Source organism: Ferrovibrio sp., from assembly GCF_965278975.1.
In the GTDB taxonomy this organism is placed as follows: domain Bacteria; phylum Pseudomonadota; class Alphaproteobacteria; order Ferrovibrionales; family Ferrovibrionaceae; genus Ferrovibrio.
On the sequence record NZ_OZ257126.1, the window covers coordinates 1104378 to 1117554 of the forward strand.

Annotated in this window: 14 protein-coding genes; 6 read left to right on the top strand and 8 right to left on the bottom strand. The window is 65.3% G+C overall.

Annotation, left to right across the window (positions count from 1 at the left end):
- From cysK to ACQY7X_RS05280, 6 genes are all read right to left on the bottom strand, one after another.
- Complete coding sequence (gene cysK / locus ACQY7X_RS05255; RefSeq protein WP_428248806.1) at nt 1-966, bottom strand: cysteine synthase A; 966 nt, start codon at nt 964-966, stop codon at nt 1-3.
- Between the two features lie 28 nt (nt 967-994).
- On the bottom strand, nt 995-1447 hold the full coding sequence (locus ACQY7X_RS05260) for an Rrf2 family transcriptional regulator (RefSeq protein WP_341978674.1): 453 nt from the start codon (nt 1445-1447) through the stop codon (nt 995-997).
- A gap of 4 nt (nt 1448-1451) precedes the next feature.
- Nucleotides 1452-1928 (bottom strand): dUTP diphosphatase, encoded by a 477-nt coding sequence (dut, locus tag ACQY7X_RS05265; protein ID WP_428248807.1) that lies wholly within the window; start codon nt 1926-1928, stop codon nt 1452-1454.
- Nucleotides 1925-3139, bottom strand: a complete 1215-nt coding sequence (gene coaBC, locus ACQY7X_RS05270) for a bifunctional phosphopantothenoylcysteine decarboxylase/phosphopantothenate--cysteine ligase CoaBC (RefSeq protein ID WP_428248808.1) — start codon at nt 3137-3139, stop codon at nt 1925-1927. The genes dut and coaBC overlap by 4 nt, the downstream gene beginning before the upstream one ends.
- Nucleotides 3140-3256: 117 nt before the next feature.
- The gene (locus tag ACQY7X_RS05275) at nt 3257-3997 is read right to left on the bottom strand and encodes an SDR family NAD(P)-dependent oxidoreductase (protein ID WP_428248809.1); all 741 of its coding nucleotides are present in this window, start codon (nt 3995-3997) and stop codon (nt 3257-3259) included.
- A 52-nt stretch (nt 3998-4049) separates the two neighbouring features.
- On the bottom strand, nt 4050-6344 hold the full coding sequence (locus tag ACQY7X_RS05280) for a fused MFS/spermidine synthase (RefSeq protein WP_428248810.1): 2295 nt from the start codon (nt 6342-6344) through the stop codon (nt 4050-4052).
- A gap of 131 nt (nt 6345-6475) precedes the next feature.
- On the opposite strand from ACQY7X_RS05280, the gene ACQY7X_RS05285 reads away from it, so the two are divergent.
- From ACQY7X_RS05285 to ACQY7X_RS05305, 5 genes are all read left to right on the top strand, one after another.
- Entirely contained in the window at nt 6476-7597 is a 1122-nt protein-coding gene (locus ACQY7X_RS05285; protein WP_428248811.1) for a carboxylate-amine ligase, read from the top strand.
- Nucleotides 7598-7730: 133 nt separating this feature from the next.
- Complete coding sequence (locus ACQY7X_RS05290; RefSeq protein ID WP_428248812.1) at nt 7731-7997, top strand: RNA-binding S4 domain-containing protein; 267 nt, start codon at nt 7731-7733, stop codon at nt 7995-7997.
- A gap of 145 nt (nt 7998-8142) precedes the next feature.
- Nucleotides 8143-8469: a ferredoxin FdxA gene (gene fdxA, locus ACQY7X_RS05295; RefSeq protein WP_341978667.1), complete on the top strand. Its 327-nt coding sequence runs from the start codon at nt 8143-8145 to the stop codon at nt 8467-8469.
- 829 nt (nt 8470-9298) lie between these two features.
- Nucleotides 9299-9784: a CarD family transcriptional regulator gene (locus ACQY7X_RS05300; protein WP_428250033.1), complete on the top strand. Its 486-nt coding sequence runs from the start codon at nt 9299-9301 to the stop codon at nt 9782-9784.
- Between the two features lie 7 nt (nt 9785-9791).
- Complete coding sequence (locus ACQY7X_RS05305) at nt 9792-10631, top strand: hypothetical protein (RefSeq protein WP_428248813.1); 840 nt, start codon at nt 9792-9794, stop codon at nt 10629-10631.
- Nucleotides 10632-10641: 10 nt separating this feature from the next.
- Here the strand turns inward: ACQY7X_RS05305 and ACQY7X_RS05310 are convergent, their stop codons facing one another.
- A complete protein-coding gene (locus ACQY7X_RS05310; protein WP_428248814.1) occupies nt 10642-11928 on the bottom strand; it encodes an RsmB/NOP family class I SAM-dependent RNA methyltransferase in 1287 nt (428 codons plus the stop codon).
- A gap of 325 nt (nt 11929-12253) precedes the next feature.
- Between ACQY7X_RS05310 and ACQY7X_RS05315 the strand changes: the two genes are divergently transcribed.
- On the top strand, nt 12254-12682 hold the full coding sequence (locus ACQY7X_RS05315; RefSeq protein WP_428248815.1) for a PaaI family thioesterase: 429 nt from the start codon (nt 12254-12256) through the stop codon (nt 12680-12682).
- Nucleotides 12683-12700: 18 nt separating this feature from the next.
- Here the strand turns inward: ACQY7X_RS05315 and ACQY7X_RS05320 are convergent, their stop codons facing one another.
- Nucleotides 12701-13177 carry a PAS domain-containing protein gene (locus ACQY7X_RS05320; protein WP_428248816.1) on the bottom strand — a complete coding sequence of 159 codons (477 nt, stop codon included), beginning with the start codon at nt 13175-13177 and terminating at the stop codon, nt 12701-12703.

A 13177-nucleotide genomic window follows, 5' to 3' on the forward strand; every position in this document is an offset into this window, starting at 1 on the left:
TTACAAGCCGTCGAACAGGGCGGTGGAGAGATAGCGTTCGGCGAAGGACGGAATGATCGCCACCACGGTCTTGCCGGCCATATCGGGACGCGTCGCCACTTCCAGCGCGGCGGCCATCGCCGCACCGGACGAGATGCCGCCCGGAATGCCTTCCAGCCTGGCCAGGCGGCGCGCGGTCTCGAAGGCGGTCTCGTTGCCGATGGTGATGATCTCGTCGATCAGCTTGGTATCCAGGTTGCCCGGGATGAAGCCGGCGCCGATGCCCTGGATCTTGTGCGGACCCGGACGGCCGCCGGAAATCACCGGGCTGTCCTCGGGCTCCACCGCCACCATGCGCAGGCCCGGCTTGCGCTGCTTCAGCACCGCGCCGATGCCGCTGAGCGTGCCGCCGGTGCCGACACCGGAAATCACCACATCCACGGCGCCCGCCGTGTCGGCCCAGATTTCCTCGGCCGTGGTGGCGCGGTGGATCGCCGGGTTGGCCGGGTTGTCGAATTGCTGCGGCATCACCGCGTTGGGAATTTCCTTGAGCAATTCCTCGGCCCGCGCCACGGCGCCGCGCATGCCCTGGCCGGGCTGCGTCAGCTCGATCTCGGCGCCGAGATACTTGAGCATCTTGCGCCGCTCCAGCGACATGCTTTCCGGCATCACCAGGATCAGGCGATAGCCCTTGGCGGCGGCAACGAAAGCCAGCGCGATGCCGGTATTGCCCGAAGTCGGCTCGACGATGGTGGTACCGGGCTTCAATTTGCCCTGGGCCTCAAGCGCCTCGATCATGGCAATGCCGATACGATCCTTCACCGAAGCCAGCGGATTGAAGAATTCCAATTTGGCCAGGATCGTCGCCTTGGCGCCAGCTTCCTCGGTGAGGCGGTTGATACGCACCAGCGGCGTGGCGCCGATGGTATCCACAATCGAATTGTAGATGCGGCCGCGCGGGGGATTCGAAACGGATGGGGCTGACATGGCTTCCCGGCCTTTATGTTCTACTGGGTCAGATGGCGAAATTGTCGGCGCCCTCGAGCGGGGCGTCAATGCCCTGGGTCTGGGCGCGGTTGCACAGATCCTCAAGCGTGATGCGGTCGATCCGCTCCATGATCACCGCCTGGCATTCCTCCCAGATCGGCTGCACGGTGCGGCGGCCAAGCTCGGAGCCGGCCACGGCATCCTCCTCGCCCTCGGCATCCAGTTCGGACACGATGCGCACCACTTCGCCGACCGTGATGCGGCGGCGTTCGCGCGCCAGCGTGTAGCCGCCGCGCGGTCCGCGCACACCCTTCAGCACGCCATTGCGCACCAGATGCTGCATCACCTGTTCCAGATAGCGCTGCGGCACGCCCTGGCGCGCGGCGATATCCTTCGACTGTACCGGTTCGGGCCGCGCATGGAAGGCAATATCCACCACCGCCTCCAGCGCATGCATGGTGCGCCGCGTACACTTCAACATCTCATTAGCCTCCTGCGACCTTCACGCCAGTCGAACCGAAACCGCCGGCGCCGCGCTGCGTGGTATCAAGATCATCCACCGCCTGCCAGGCAACGCGGGCATAGGCGGCAACGATCATCTGGGCGATACGTTCGCCCCGGTTGATGGTGAACGGCACGGCGCCGTGATTGATCAGCACCACGCCGATCTCGCCGCGGTAATCGGCATCGATGGTGCCGGGCGAATTCAGCACGGTGACGCCATGCTTCAGGGCCAAGCCGGAGCGCGGCCGCACCTGGGCCTCGAAACCCGCCGGCAAGGCTATGGCAAGCCCGGTCGGCACCAGTTTGCGTTCGCCCGGCTGCAGCACGATCGGCTCCGCGATAGCGGCGAGCAGATCGAGGCCGGCGGAATCCGGCGTGGCATAGGCCGGCAGCGGCAGATCGGCGCCATGCGGCAGACGGCGAACGGCTATGGAAACAGAAGCGGCAACGTCACTCATTGGGCTTTTCCATTGAAATGCGCGGCAATCCGCGCCGTAAGCTGATCGGCGACGGCCTGCTTGCTCATGCGCGGCCAGTCTTCCACCGCATCCGGCGTCACCAGATGAATCGTATTCTCGTCACCGCCGAACACGCCGTGTGCCGGGCTGGCATCGTTGGCGAGAATCCAGTCGCAGCCCTTCTTCTTCAGCTTGGCGCGGGCATACTCCACCACCTTCTCGGTCTCGGCGGCAAAGCCGATCACCAAGGCCGGCCGGCGCTTGGCATCCGTGGTGGCAATGGCGCGCAGGATGTCCGGGTTCTCGGCCAGTTGCAGCGCCGGCGCCAGTTCACCCTGCTTCTTCATCTTCTGATCAGACTCGACAGCAACGCGCCAATCAGCCACGGCGGCGGCGAAAATCGCGGCATCGGCGGGCAGGTTGAGGAAGCAGGCGGAGAACATGTCGCGCGCCGCTTCCACATGGATCGTCTTCACGCCCGGCGGATCAGGCAGGTTCACCGGACCCGATACCAGCACCACCTCGGCCCCGGCTTTCGCCAGCGCGGCGGCAATGGCATGGCCCTGCTTGCCGGACGAACGGTTGGCGATGTAGCGCACCGGATCGATGGGCTCATAGGTCGGGCCGGAAGTGACAATGATCTTGCGGCCCGCCAGCGGCTTGCCTTGGCTGAAGAAAGTCTCCACGGCGTCGGCGATTTCGGTCGGCTCGCTCATGCGGCCGGGGCCATATTCGTTGCAGGCCATCTCGCCATCGTTCGGACCGATGAAACTGACGCCATCGGCCTTCAACTGCCCCACATTGCGCTGGGTCGCCGGATGCAGCCACATCCGCACATTCATCGCCGGCGCCACCAGCACCGGCTTGTCGGTGGCCAGCAGCACGGTGGCAGCGAGGTCATCGGCCAGGCCATTGGCCATGCGCGCCAGGATATCGGCACTGGCCGGCGCCACCACCAGCAGGTCGGCATCGCGGGAAAGCTGGATATGGCCCATCTCGGCTTCATCGGTGAGCGAGAAGATGTCGCCATAGACCTTGTCGCCGGACAGCGCCGAGACCGATAGCGGCGTGACGAATTGCGGCGCCGAGCGGCTGAGCACGCAGCGCACGGCAGCGCCACGCTCGCGCAGGCGGCGGATCAGCTCCAGCGCCTTGTAGGCGGCGATGCCGCCCGAAATGATCAGCAGGATGCGTTTACCGTTCAGCGCCATTTTTCCGCTCGGTGGAGGGATTTCCGCACAGCAACGGGCTTACGCGTTATATTACGCGAGTCCGCTGTGCAAAAAGCTAGCGGAGGGTAGCGGCGATAACAAGGCCCGAATGTAAAATTAAACGTGCTGGCCGCCGTTGATGTGAATTTCAGCACCATTCACATAGGACGAGGTCGGCGTGCACAGGAAATAGATCGTGGAAGCGACCTCCTCCGGCTTGCCGAGGCGGTGCATCGGGATTTCCCGGCGCACGATCTCGTCGGTGCCCGGGGACAGGATCGAGGTATCGATCTCGCCCGGCGCGATGGCGTTGACGCGGACACCATGGGGGCCGAATTCCGAGGCCATCTCGCGGGTCAGCGCCGCCAGCGCCGCCTTGGAGGTGGCATAGGCCATGCCGGCAAAGGGATGCACGCGGCTGCCGGCGATGGAGGTGACATTGACGATGGAACCCTGCGCCGCCTTGAGTTCCTCGAAAAAGCCGCGCGCCAGCAGCATCACCGAGAACAGGTTCACATTATAGACATGCTGCAAGGTGGCGAGATCGGTGCCGAGCACGCCAAGACGCGAGCCGCCGGGCCCTTTGGGCGAAATCGCGGCGTTGTTCACCAGGGCATCGAGCTGGCCGCCCGGCAGCCGCGCGCGCAGATCCTCGATGGCGGCAGGCAGCTTGGCAATATCCGCCAGATCCATCTGCACATGGCTTTCGGCACCACCCTCCCAGGGGCAATGTTCGGAAAACGGCTGGCGCGACACGGTAAGGACCTTCCAGCCGGCGGCGCTGAAGCGCTTCACGGTGGCATGGCCGATGCCGCGGCTGGCGCCGGTGAGCAGCAGGGTACGTTGACGGTCGGGCATGGCCTTAAGCTAGCGCAGCCTGCCGCTTCCGGCTAGTGCGAGGCATTTACACTCAAGACCCCCGCTTCACCGTCGCGGCGCCGAGGCGGTTGTTGATGTAATACTCATCGCGCGGGAACAGATCGGCATTCAGCGTTGCGCCGGCCGGCACGGCAGGGCCATGCAGCACGGCCTCGTGGAACAGCCGCTCGGCGGTGGCGGTATCGATGCCGGCGGCGGCGAAATAGCGCCGCGCCACATCGGAGCTGAACACCGCCTTGAGCCGCTCATGATCCAGCGTGAGCGGCAGGCGCGAACCGATCAGCACCGGAAAAGGCTGCAACATCGCCACATGCGGGAACACGGCAGCGAAGGTGGCGACACTGCGCGCCGTCGGCCCCCATTGCACATAGATGCCATCGTCATCCAGCGCATCCAGCACCAGGGCCATGAATTCGCGCGAATAGAGCAGGCCGCTATGGGAGGATTCCGGCAGGATGGCATCGGCCTGGATCACATCATAACGCTTCTCGGTGGCGAAGATGGCGCGGCGGCCATCGCCGACGACGAATTCATAGCGCGGGTCTTTCAGCAGGCTGGCAATCGCCGAATCCGGTTCGCGCGCCGCGAAATCCCGCAGCACCTGGAATACCGGCCCGACCAGTTCGACCACGCGCACATGTTGCGTCGCCGGATTGACACCGGCGGCAAACGGCGTGCCGCCGCTGCCCGAGCCGATCACCAGCACATCCTTCGGATCGGGATGCAGCAGCGGCCCGACCGCGCCAAGGAAGGCATGTTCGACCATGAACGGCCATTTCGACTGGGTGAAGCCCTGGATGAAGAAGGGCGAGGCGGCGCCATCGTCGCTCAAGCGGAACAGCGCCAGGCCGGAGCGGTCCTCGGCGACAAGGATTTCATGCTCTTCCGCCGCCTGATGCAGCCGCGCCCAGAAGGTGGCGTTGGCCGGGAACAGCACCACCACGGCCGTCAGCACGGCAGCCAGGGCACCAGCGCCGCGCCAGGCTTCCGGCTGGCGCTCGCGCCATGCCGTGAGGCACCAGAACAGCAGCAGGGCAACGGCGAGCAGCGCGATCAGCTTGAGCGTGCCGGCGGTACCGAGCCAATGCAGAGCGGCCAGGCCAGTGGCGAGCGAACCGGCGGCATTGCCGAGGATATTCGCCACCTGCACGGCGGCGACGCGCCAGCCAAGCTGGCTCAGATCGGTCTGCACCGCCTGCTGCGCCAGCGGGAAGGAGATGCCGAGCAGCAGCGAGGGAGGAGCCACCAGCAGCACGGTGACGAACAAGGCAGCGGCCAGCGGCTGGCCGTAATGCCGCGTGGTTTCGGCGGCGAGCAAGGCTTCCCACCAATCGGCACCGGCAAGCCAGTAGACGCCATAGATCGAGGCCAGCGCATAGAGCGTGGCCAGCGCCTGCACGGCGAAGAAGGCGGCGCGGGTATCGCGCAGGCGGCGCACCCATTGCGCGCCGATCACCATGCCGAGGCCATCGGCGAGCAGGAAGGAGCCGAGGATGGTGGCGAAGCTGTAGGCCGTGTATTGCGCGATCACGCCGGCAACACGCACCCAGAGGATCTCCAGTGCCACGATGGCGAAGCCGGAGACGAAGACCAGCACCGCCCAGGTGACGAAGTTGAAGCCGGTGGTTGCCCGTGGCGTGCTGCGTGCTGCTTCTTTTGCCACCTCATCCGCCGCCTGCTGCGTCAGGCTGGCTTCGCCACGCCACAGGATCAGGCCGATCAGGGCGGCGGCGATATTGAAGGCGGCAGCGACGCGCAGGGAATTTTCATAGCCCAGCGTACCGATCAGCCACCAGCCGCCAAGCAATGCACCCAGGCCGGCGCCGAGCGTATTGAGGCCATAGAGCCAGCCGATGCGCGGTGCGGCATCGGCCAGGCTGGTGATGGCGGCTTTCGCCAGCAACGGCAGCGAGGCGCCCATCAGCACAGTGGGAATCAGGATGCCGCCGAAGCAGACGGCGAAGATGCCCCAGCGGTTCGGCACCAGCGGGCCGATCACCTGCACCACGAAATCATAAAGGAAGGCGCGGCTGAGCAGCGCAAAGAGACCGATGCCGATTTCGCACAGCACAAAGCCGATCAGCGCTGCGCGCATCGACAGGCGATCCGTGACCAGACCGGCGGCAAGGCTGCCAACGCCGAGGCCGAGCAGAAAGGCGCCAACCACCAGGGCCGCGGTGACTGAGTCCGAGCCGGCGAACAGGCCGAGCATGCGCTGCCAGACGATCTGATCAATCAGCGCAGCAAAGCCTGACAGAAAGAACGCGACACACAGGCACAGGAACGCGAACGCACGCGATTTATCCGCCGAAACTGTTTGCGGCATGCTTACTCCCCCCATCTGTTCCCCAAGTTCTACAGTTTGAATGCCCTGAATTACCAGCAGATTCGCCACATTCCCGCCCCAATTGCCGTTCAGTGCTGCGCATCAACCAATGGAACCAGAAGGAGCCCGCCATGCACGAGCCCTACACGCTTGGCATTGAAGAGGAGTATTTCCTCGCCGAAGCCAACAGCAAAAACACCATCGCCCGCATGCCACGCGCCCTGATCCGGCGCTTCCGTGGCGCGCTGGGTGAACAGGTGACCCCGGAATTGCTGCAGTCGCAGATCGAAGTCGGCACGCCGATCTGTTCCTCGCTGGAAGAAGCACGTCAGGCCCTGCGCCGCTATCGCCGCGCGCTGGCCGAGGCGGCGGCGGAATTCGACATGCAGGTTTTTGCCGCCGGCACGCATCCGCTGGCGGTGTGGTCTGAACAATCGCCGACCGACAAGCCGCGCTATCACAAGATGGCGAATGACCTGAAATTCCTCGCCCGGCGCAACATGCTGTGCGGCCTGCATGTGCATGTGGAGGTGAAGGATCCGCATGTGCGCATCGATGTGATGAACCGCATGCTGCCATTCCTGCCGCTGCTGCTGGGCCTGAGTTCATCCTCGCCGTTCTGGGCCAAGTATCCCACCGGACTGATGGGCTACCGCCTCGCCGCCTATGACGAACTGCCGCGCACCGGCATCCCGGATTTCTTCGTCAACCTGGCCGACTACCAGGGCTATATCGATACCCTGGTTTCCGCCGGCGTGATCGAGGACGCGACCCATGTATGGTGGGCGATCCGGCCCTCGACGCGTTTTCCGACACTGGAATTGCGCGTGGCGGATTCCTGCACCCATCTTGAGGACACGCTGTGCATCGCGGCGCTGTATCGCTGCATGGTGCGTCTGCTGCGCCGCCGGCCGGAGATCAACGGCACCTGGCGCAACCACACCAGGCTGCTGATCGAGGAGAACCGCTGGCGCGCGCAACGCTATGGCACCACCGAAGGCCAGATCGATTTCGATAATCGCCAGATCGTGCCTTTCGCCACCGTGGTCGAAAACCTGCTCGGCCTGATTGCCGAGGATGCCGAGGCGCTGGATTGCGTGGCCGAGGTGCAGCATGCCCGCACCATTCTTGCGCGCGGCACCAGCGCAGCGCAGCAGATGGCGCTCTACCGTGCCAAGCGCAGCGAGGGCCTGAGCCGCATCGAGGCCCTGCGCGACGTGATCGGCTGGCTGGCGGAAACCACGCGGGCCTGAGGATGCAACAAAGCCCGTCATGGTCCGCGAAGGCGGACCATCCACGAGTTTATTTTTTACACCGAAAATAACTCGTGGATGCCCTGCCTCCGCAGGGCATGACGATAGAAGGTGCGAGCGGTATGATACCGCCATGCCCGAGGCATTGGATACATTGCGGCTGGACAAGTGGCTGCACCAGGCGCGTTTCTGCAAGACGCGCGCCCTGGCGCAGAAGTTGATCGGCAAAAGCCGCATCCGCATCAATGGCCGTGTTGCCGAGAAACCGCATAATCTGGTGCGGATCGGCGATGTGGTGACCCTGCCGCTGGCTGGCGGGGTGAAGGTGGTACGCCTGCTCAGCCTGCCCCAGCGCCGTGGTCCGGCACCGGAAGCCCAAGCCAGTTATGTGGAAATATAGCCCCAGGATTGGACCCCGGAATACCGAAGAATATATCAGGTGATTGGCGATTGACCCCTCGGGGCCGCCATGCTACCCGGTTGCCCGCGCCGACCCAGGCCCTATATGGCAGGGCTGCGCACCAGCCCCCGAGGATCTCGTCAGCATGACCTACGTCGTCACCGAGAATTGCATCAAGTGCAAGTATATGGACTGTGTCGAAGTATGTCCGGTGGACTGCTTCTACGTTGGTGCCAATATGCTGGTGATCAATCCCGACGAATGTATCGATTGCGGCGTCTGCGAGCCGGAATGCCCGGCCGAGGCGATTATCCCGGATTCCGACGGCCGCGCCGCCGAGTGGGTGGAACTCAACCGCGACTATGCCGCCAAATGGCCAAACATCACCCGCAAGGGCGAGGCCCCGGCCGATGCCGATGAATGGAAGGGCAAGCCCGGCAAGCTGGCCATGCTGGATCCCAATCCGGGCTGAAACCAGCCAGCACCCGTAAAATCCTGGGATTCCGCCCCTCTGCCGTGAAGGGTCCTGTCAAATAGGGCCCGGCTGTGGTATATTTGTAACCGAATAACAACGCTTTTCAGGGATTCTACTGAAAAGTGCCGGGTTTTCCGCCCCTGTTCGCCCTGTGTACCGGTTGCCGGCTTTGCCGGGACCCGGATTTGGCATTTCTGCCCTGGACCAGCCAGGGCCGGCGGGACGCTTGGCCGTTTTATGAGGTGGAGCTTTGAAGAAAGCCAAGGACAAGAAGGCTGCAGCCGCCCCGGCAGCCAAGGCAGCGGTGGCGAAGAAGCCCGAGAAGAAGACGGCGCCGGTAAAGGCCGCCGCCCCAGCAAAGCCTGTTACGGGGAAATCCGCGCCCGTGAAATCCGCCCCGGCGAAGCCGGCGGCTCCGGCCAAGAAGCCGGCACCCGCCCCCGCCAAGAAGGCCGCGCCGGCCCCGGCGCCGAAGAAAGCCGCCGCAGCGGCCAAGAAGCCGGCCCCCGCGCCGGCACCCAAGAAGCCCGCCGCTCCGGCCAAGCCCGCCCCCAAGGCGGCCGCGCCGGCCAAGGCGGCAAAACCGGAAACACCGAAGGCTACTCCCACCGCCGCGCCCAAGGCGGCCAAGCCCGAGGCGGCGAAACCCGCCGCCAAGCCGGGCAAGGCCGAGGCGGCAAAGCCGGTGCCGAAAGGCCCGGTAAAGCCGATGGCGGTTTCCGCCGCGCCGACCCGGCCGCTACCGCAGCCCGTGAAGCCACCGGAACCCAAGCCCGCCGCGCCAAGCAAGATCGTGCAACCCAAAACTCCCCCAGCGAAGGTCAAAGTGGATTTCAGTGCCGGTGATCATGTTGTTTACCCCACCCATGGCGTGGGCAAGGTTCTGCGTATTGAACGGCAGTCTATCGCTGGCTTCGATCTCGACCTGATGGTCGTGGAATTCGAGCGCGACAAGATGACCGTGCGCATCCCGCTCACCAAGGTTACTTCCGTGGGCATCCGCAAGCTCAGCTCGCCGCAGAAGATGCGCACCGCGCTGGACACGCTGAAAGGCCGCGCCCGCATCAAGCGGGCGATGTGGAGCCGCCGTGCCCAGGAATACGAAGCCAAGATCAATTCCGGCGACCCGGTATCGATCGCGGAAGTGGTGCGCGACCTGCATCGCAATGCCGGCCAGCCGGACCAGAGCTATTCCGAGCGCCAGATCTACGAAAGCGCGCTGGACCGCCTGGTGCGCGAACTGGCCGCTGTCGAGCGCATCGACGAAGACAGCGCGGCGAAGAAGCTGGACAAATACCTCAAGGCGGCGTGACGGCGCCGTGAACGATCCGAGGCCCCGCAGCCCTGGCCCACCCATTCCGGCCGGCGCGGAGGCCTTCGCCGTTCTGCGCGGTGCGCGGCGCGTCTGGGCCATGGCAGCCCTGCGCGCCGATGTGCAGCGCCTGCGCGAAGCGCACCAGGAACTGGCGATGCGGCTGCTGCCGGGCGACCGGCTGGTCTATCTCGGCAACATGATCGGCTATGGCGACGCGGCGATCGCGACGCTGGACGAACTGGTGCTGTTCCGCCGCGATTTCCTCTGTCTGCCCGGCGCCATGCCGGAAGACATCGTCTACCTGAAAGGCGCGCAGGAAGAGATGTGGCGCAAGCTGCTGCAGATCCAGTTTGCCGCCGGCCCCGGCGCGGTGTTCGACTGGATGCGGCGCCACGGCCTGGAAGCCACGTTGCGTGCCTATGGCGAGGATCCGGACAAGGTGCCCGGCATCCTGCGCGAAGGCGCGCGCAGCGTCAGCCGCTGGACCAATGCGCTGCGCGCCACGATCCGCAAATATCCCGGCCATGACGAACTCTTCGCGGCGCAGCGCCGCGCCGCCTTCACCCAGGGCGGCGAATTGCTGTTCGTGCATGCCGGCATCGATCCGCAGCAGCCGCTGGAATCCCAGGGCGATCATCTGTGGTGGGGCTCGCCCGCCTTCCAGGGCATGAGCGAGCCTTATGCCGGATTCCGCCGCGTCATCGCCGGTGCCAATCCGCAGGGCGAAGGACCGCATCTCGGCGCCTTCACCGCCTGCCTCGATGGCGGCGCCGGTTTCGGCGGTCCGCTCAACATCGCCTGCTTCTCGCTGAATGGCGGCGTCGAGGAAAGCTTCGCGGTCTAGGCTGCGGCCCCTAGCTCTTTTTTCGGAAGCGCGCGGCGAAGAAGCCGTCGATGCCGCCATGTTCGGGCCAATAGCAGGGCAGACTGCGCAACGCACCCCTGGCATCGATCATCACTGCCGGCACGCCAAGTTCCTCCGGCGTGATCGGCAACGGTTCGAGTTCGGCATGGGTGAGCAGCCAGTCGCGCTGCGCCTCGCCCTCTTCCGGCTCCAGCGAGCAGGTGCCATAGACCAGCAGGCCGCCGGGCTTGAGCAGCGACACGGCATGTTCCAGCAGGCGGCGCTGCAAGTCGGCCAGCTTGGCGATATCGCTTTCCTGCTTGATATAAGGCAATTCCGGGTGGCGGCGGATGGTGCCGGTGGCCGAGCAGGGCGCATCCAGCAGAACGCCATCAAGCTGGCCTTCATCGGGCGTCCAGACCGCCGCATCGGCGGTGCGCACGCGGGCCTTGAGGCCGAGTCGGGTCAGGTTGCGCTTCAGCCGCTGTAAACGCGGCTCGGAACGGTCGATGGCATAGACCTCGGCACCCATGGACAGCAGCTGCGCCGTCTTGCCACCCGGCGCGGCGCAGAGATCGGCCACCAGTTTGCCGTTCAGGTCGCCGAACAGCCTTGCCGGCAAGGCCGCCGCGGCATCCTGCACCCACCATTGCGCGCCGGCTTCGTCATTGAATCCCGGCAGGCCATCCACCGCGCCGCCCTCCAGCCGCCGCAGGCTGCCATTGGGCAGCAGCACGGCGTTGAGCTGCGCAGCCCAGCTTTCGGCATTGCCCTTCACGGTGATATCCAGCGCCGCCTCCGCCAGATGCGCCCGCATGATGTCGCGCGCCACCTCCTTGCCGCAAGCCGCTTCCCAGCGCCGCCTGAGCCAGCCGGGCGTATTGAGCAGGGCTTCATCCTGCGCGGCGATCACGGCGGCGGCCTCGCGGTCGGCGCGGCGCAGCACGGCATTGACCAGGCCGCGCGACTTGGCGCCCTGGGGCAGGATTTCGACGGCGGCGGATACGGCGGCGTGCGGCGGCGTACCGAGGAACAGCAGGTCGCAGAGGCCGAGCCGCATGGCATGCAGCGGCAGGCCCTTCGGTGTCCGCTCGACAAAACCCTTCAGCAGCGCATCCACCTGGCCGAGGCGGCGCAGCGTGCCGGCCACCAGGCGGCGCACGAAGCCACGGTCGCGATCCGGCAGTTTGGCAAAGCCAAGCGCCGGATCGGCCATGGCCTCATCAAGCGCTCGACGGCGTTCCAGCACCGCCTGCAGCAGGGCTGCGGCGACGCGGCGGGAGTTCACTTCGGTCATGGCCGCTGTTTTAGAGCGTTTCATATTGATATGGAACCGCCGGCGCCGCTGGTATCCGGCCTTCTGGTAGGAGCGCGGCGCAGCGCGTAGTGGGGCTACGGGCAAGCCGCGCGACGCACCAAAAGGCCGGATACCAGCGGCCCGAAGGGTTTAGCCTGGAGGCGGCATCCACGGCGTCGAAACGCTTGCAGGTACCGCAAGGTACCTGCTGCGCGCTCCTCCTGGTGGCCTGCCGTCTCCAGGCTAAACACAGATGATTCCATATCAAGATGAAGCGCTCTTGCGCCGAACTCGGCTATAGTCGATGCATGGAGAGGTGCGACACATGAGCATGCTGACCAAGGCCGAGGCCGACGCCATCCTGACGCAGAATTTCCCGCCCTGGATCAACGAGCTGGGCCTGCGTTTCGAGAGCCTGGAGAAGGGCCATGTGCGGCTGCGGCTGCCGAACAACTCCCGGCTTCAGCGCATCGGCGGCGCGGTCTCAGGCCCCGCGATCATGGCGGTGGCCGATACCGCCATGGCTTTCGCGGTTTCCACCGCCCGCGATGGTTTCGCCGATATGGCAACGGTGAGCCAGAATACCAGCTTTTTCCGCGCCGCCATCGATACCGACCTGCTCTGCGATGCGCGCGTGATGCGGCTGGGCCGCAGCCTGGCCTTCGGCGAGGTGCTGTTCCATGCCCTGGGCAACGATGCGCCGGTGGCCCAGGCCACCATGACCTATGCGATTGGGGCGCCCAGAAAGCCCTGATCTGGAGGGAAGCCCTGATCAGATTTCGTAGCGGAAATCGACGAACAGGAAATCCACCCGCTCGGGATGCTCAAGCCCGGCGAAAGGCAGCGCCAGCCGGTACATGCGGCCATAGCGGTGCTGCGCATAATGAAAACGGCCTTCACTGTAGGAGGGCTGGCCGCTGGCCACGATACCGCGATACTCATTAATCGTGGCTTCCGGGTTGAGCAGCAGCACGCCCGGCTCGTCGAGATAGCGCCCCTTGGCGGAAGAGCCGCGCGCCCGCACGATATCATCGCCCTCAAGCCGGATGCGGAAACGCACGCCGCCATCGGCGGCTTGGCCATGCAGCGCCTCATTGATGATCAGCGAGGACAGCAGCGGACCGAAACGCAGCGGATCGAAGCTGGAGCGCTGCGGCGGTGCCGTGCGCCCAGCTTTCAATTCACGCCAGTAATCATAGAGCGTATGCAGCCCCTGGTGACCGATACTGGTGCGGAAGGCGTCATCCAC

Excerpts from the sequence above, each read along its gene's own strand:
- cysK (WP_428248806.1), bottom strand. The coding sequence starts at position 966 with ATGTCAGCCCCATCCGTTTCGAATCCCCCGCGCGGCCGCATCTACAAT.
- ACQY7X_RS05260 (WP_341978674.1), bottom strand. The coding sequence starts at position 1,447 with ATGTTGAAGTGTACGCGGCGCACCATGCATGCGCTGGAGGCGGTGGTG.
- dut (WP_428248807.1), bottom strand. The coding sequence starts at position 1,928 with ATGAGTGACGTTGCCGCTTCTGTTTCCATAGCCGTTCGCCGTCTGCCG.
- coaBC (WP_428248808.1), bottom strand. The coding sequence starts at position 3,139 with ATGGCGCTGAACGGTAAACGCATCCTGCTGATCATTTCGGGCGGCATC.
- ACQY7X_RS05275 (WP_428248809.1), bottom strand. The coding sequence starts at position 3,997 with ATGCCCGACCGTCAACGTACCCTGCTGCTCACCGGCGCCAGCCGCGGC.
- ACQY7X_RS05280 (WP_428248810.1), bottom strand. The coding sequence starts at position 6,344 with ATGCCGCAAACAGTTTCGGCGGATAAATCGCGTGCGTTCGCGTTCCTG.
- ACQY7X_RS05285 (WP_428248811.1), top strand. The coding sequence starts at position 6,476 with ATGCACGAGCCCTACACGCTTGGCATTGAAGAGGAGTATTTCCTCGCC.
- ACQY7X_RS05290 (WP_428248812.1), top strand. The coding sequence starts at position 7,731 with ATGCCCGAGGCATTGGATACATTGCGGCTGGACAAGTGGCTGCACCAG.
- fdxA (WP_341978667.1), top strand. The coding sequence starts at position 8,143 with ATGACCTACGTCGTCACCGAGAATTGCATCAAGTGCAAGTATATGGAC.
- ACQY7X_RS05310 (WP_428248814.1), bottom strand. The coding sequence starts at position 11,928 with ATGACCGAAGTGAACTCCCGCCGCGTCGCCGCAGCCCTGCTGCAGGCG.
- ACQY7X_RS05315 (WP_428248815.1), top strand. The coding sequence starts at position 12,254 with ATGAGCATGCTGACCAAGGCCGAGGCCGACGCCATCCTGACGCAGAAT.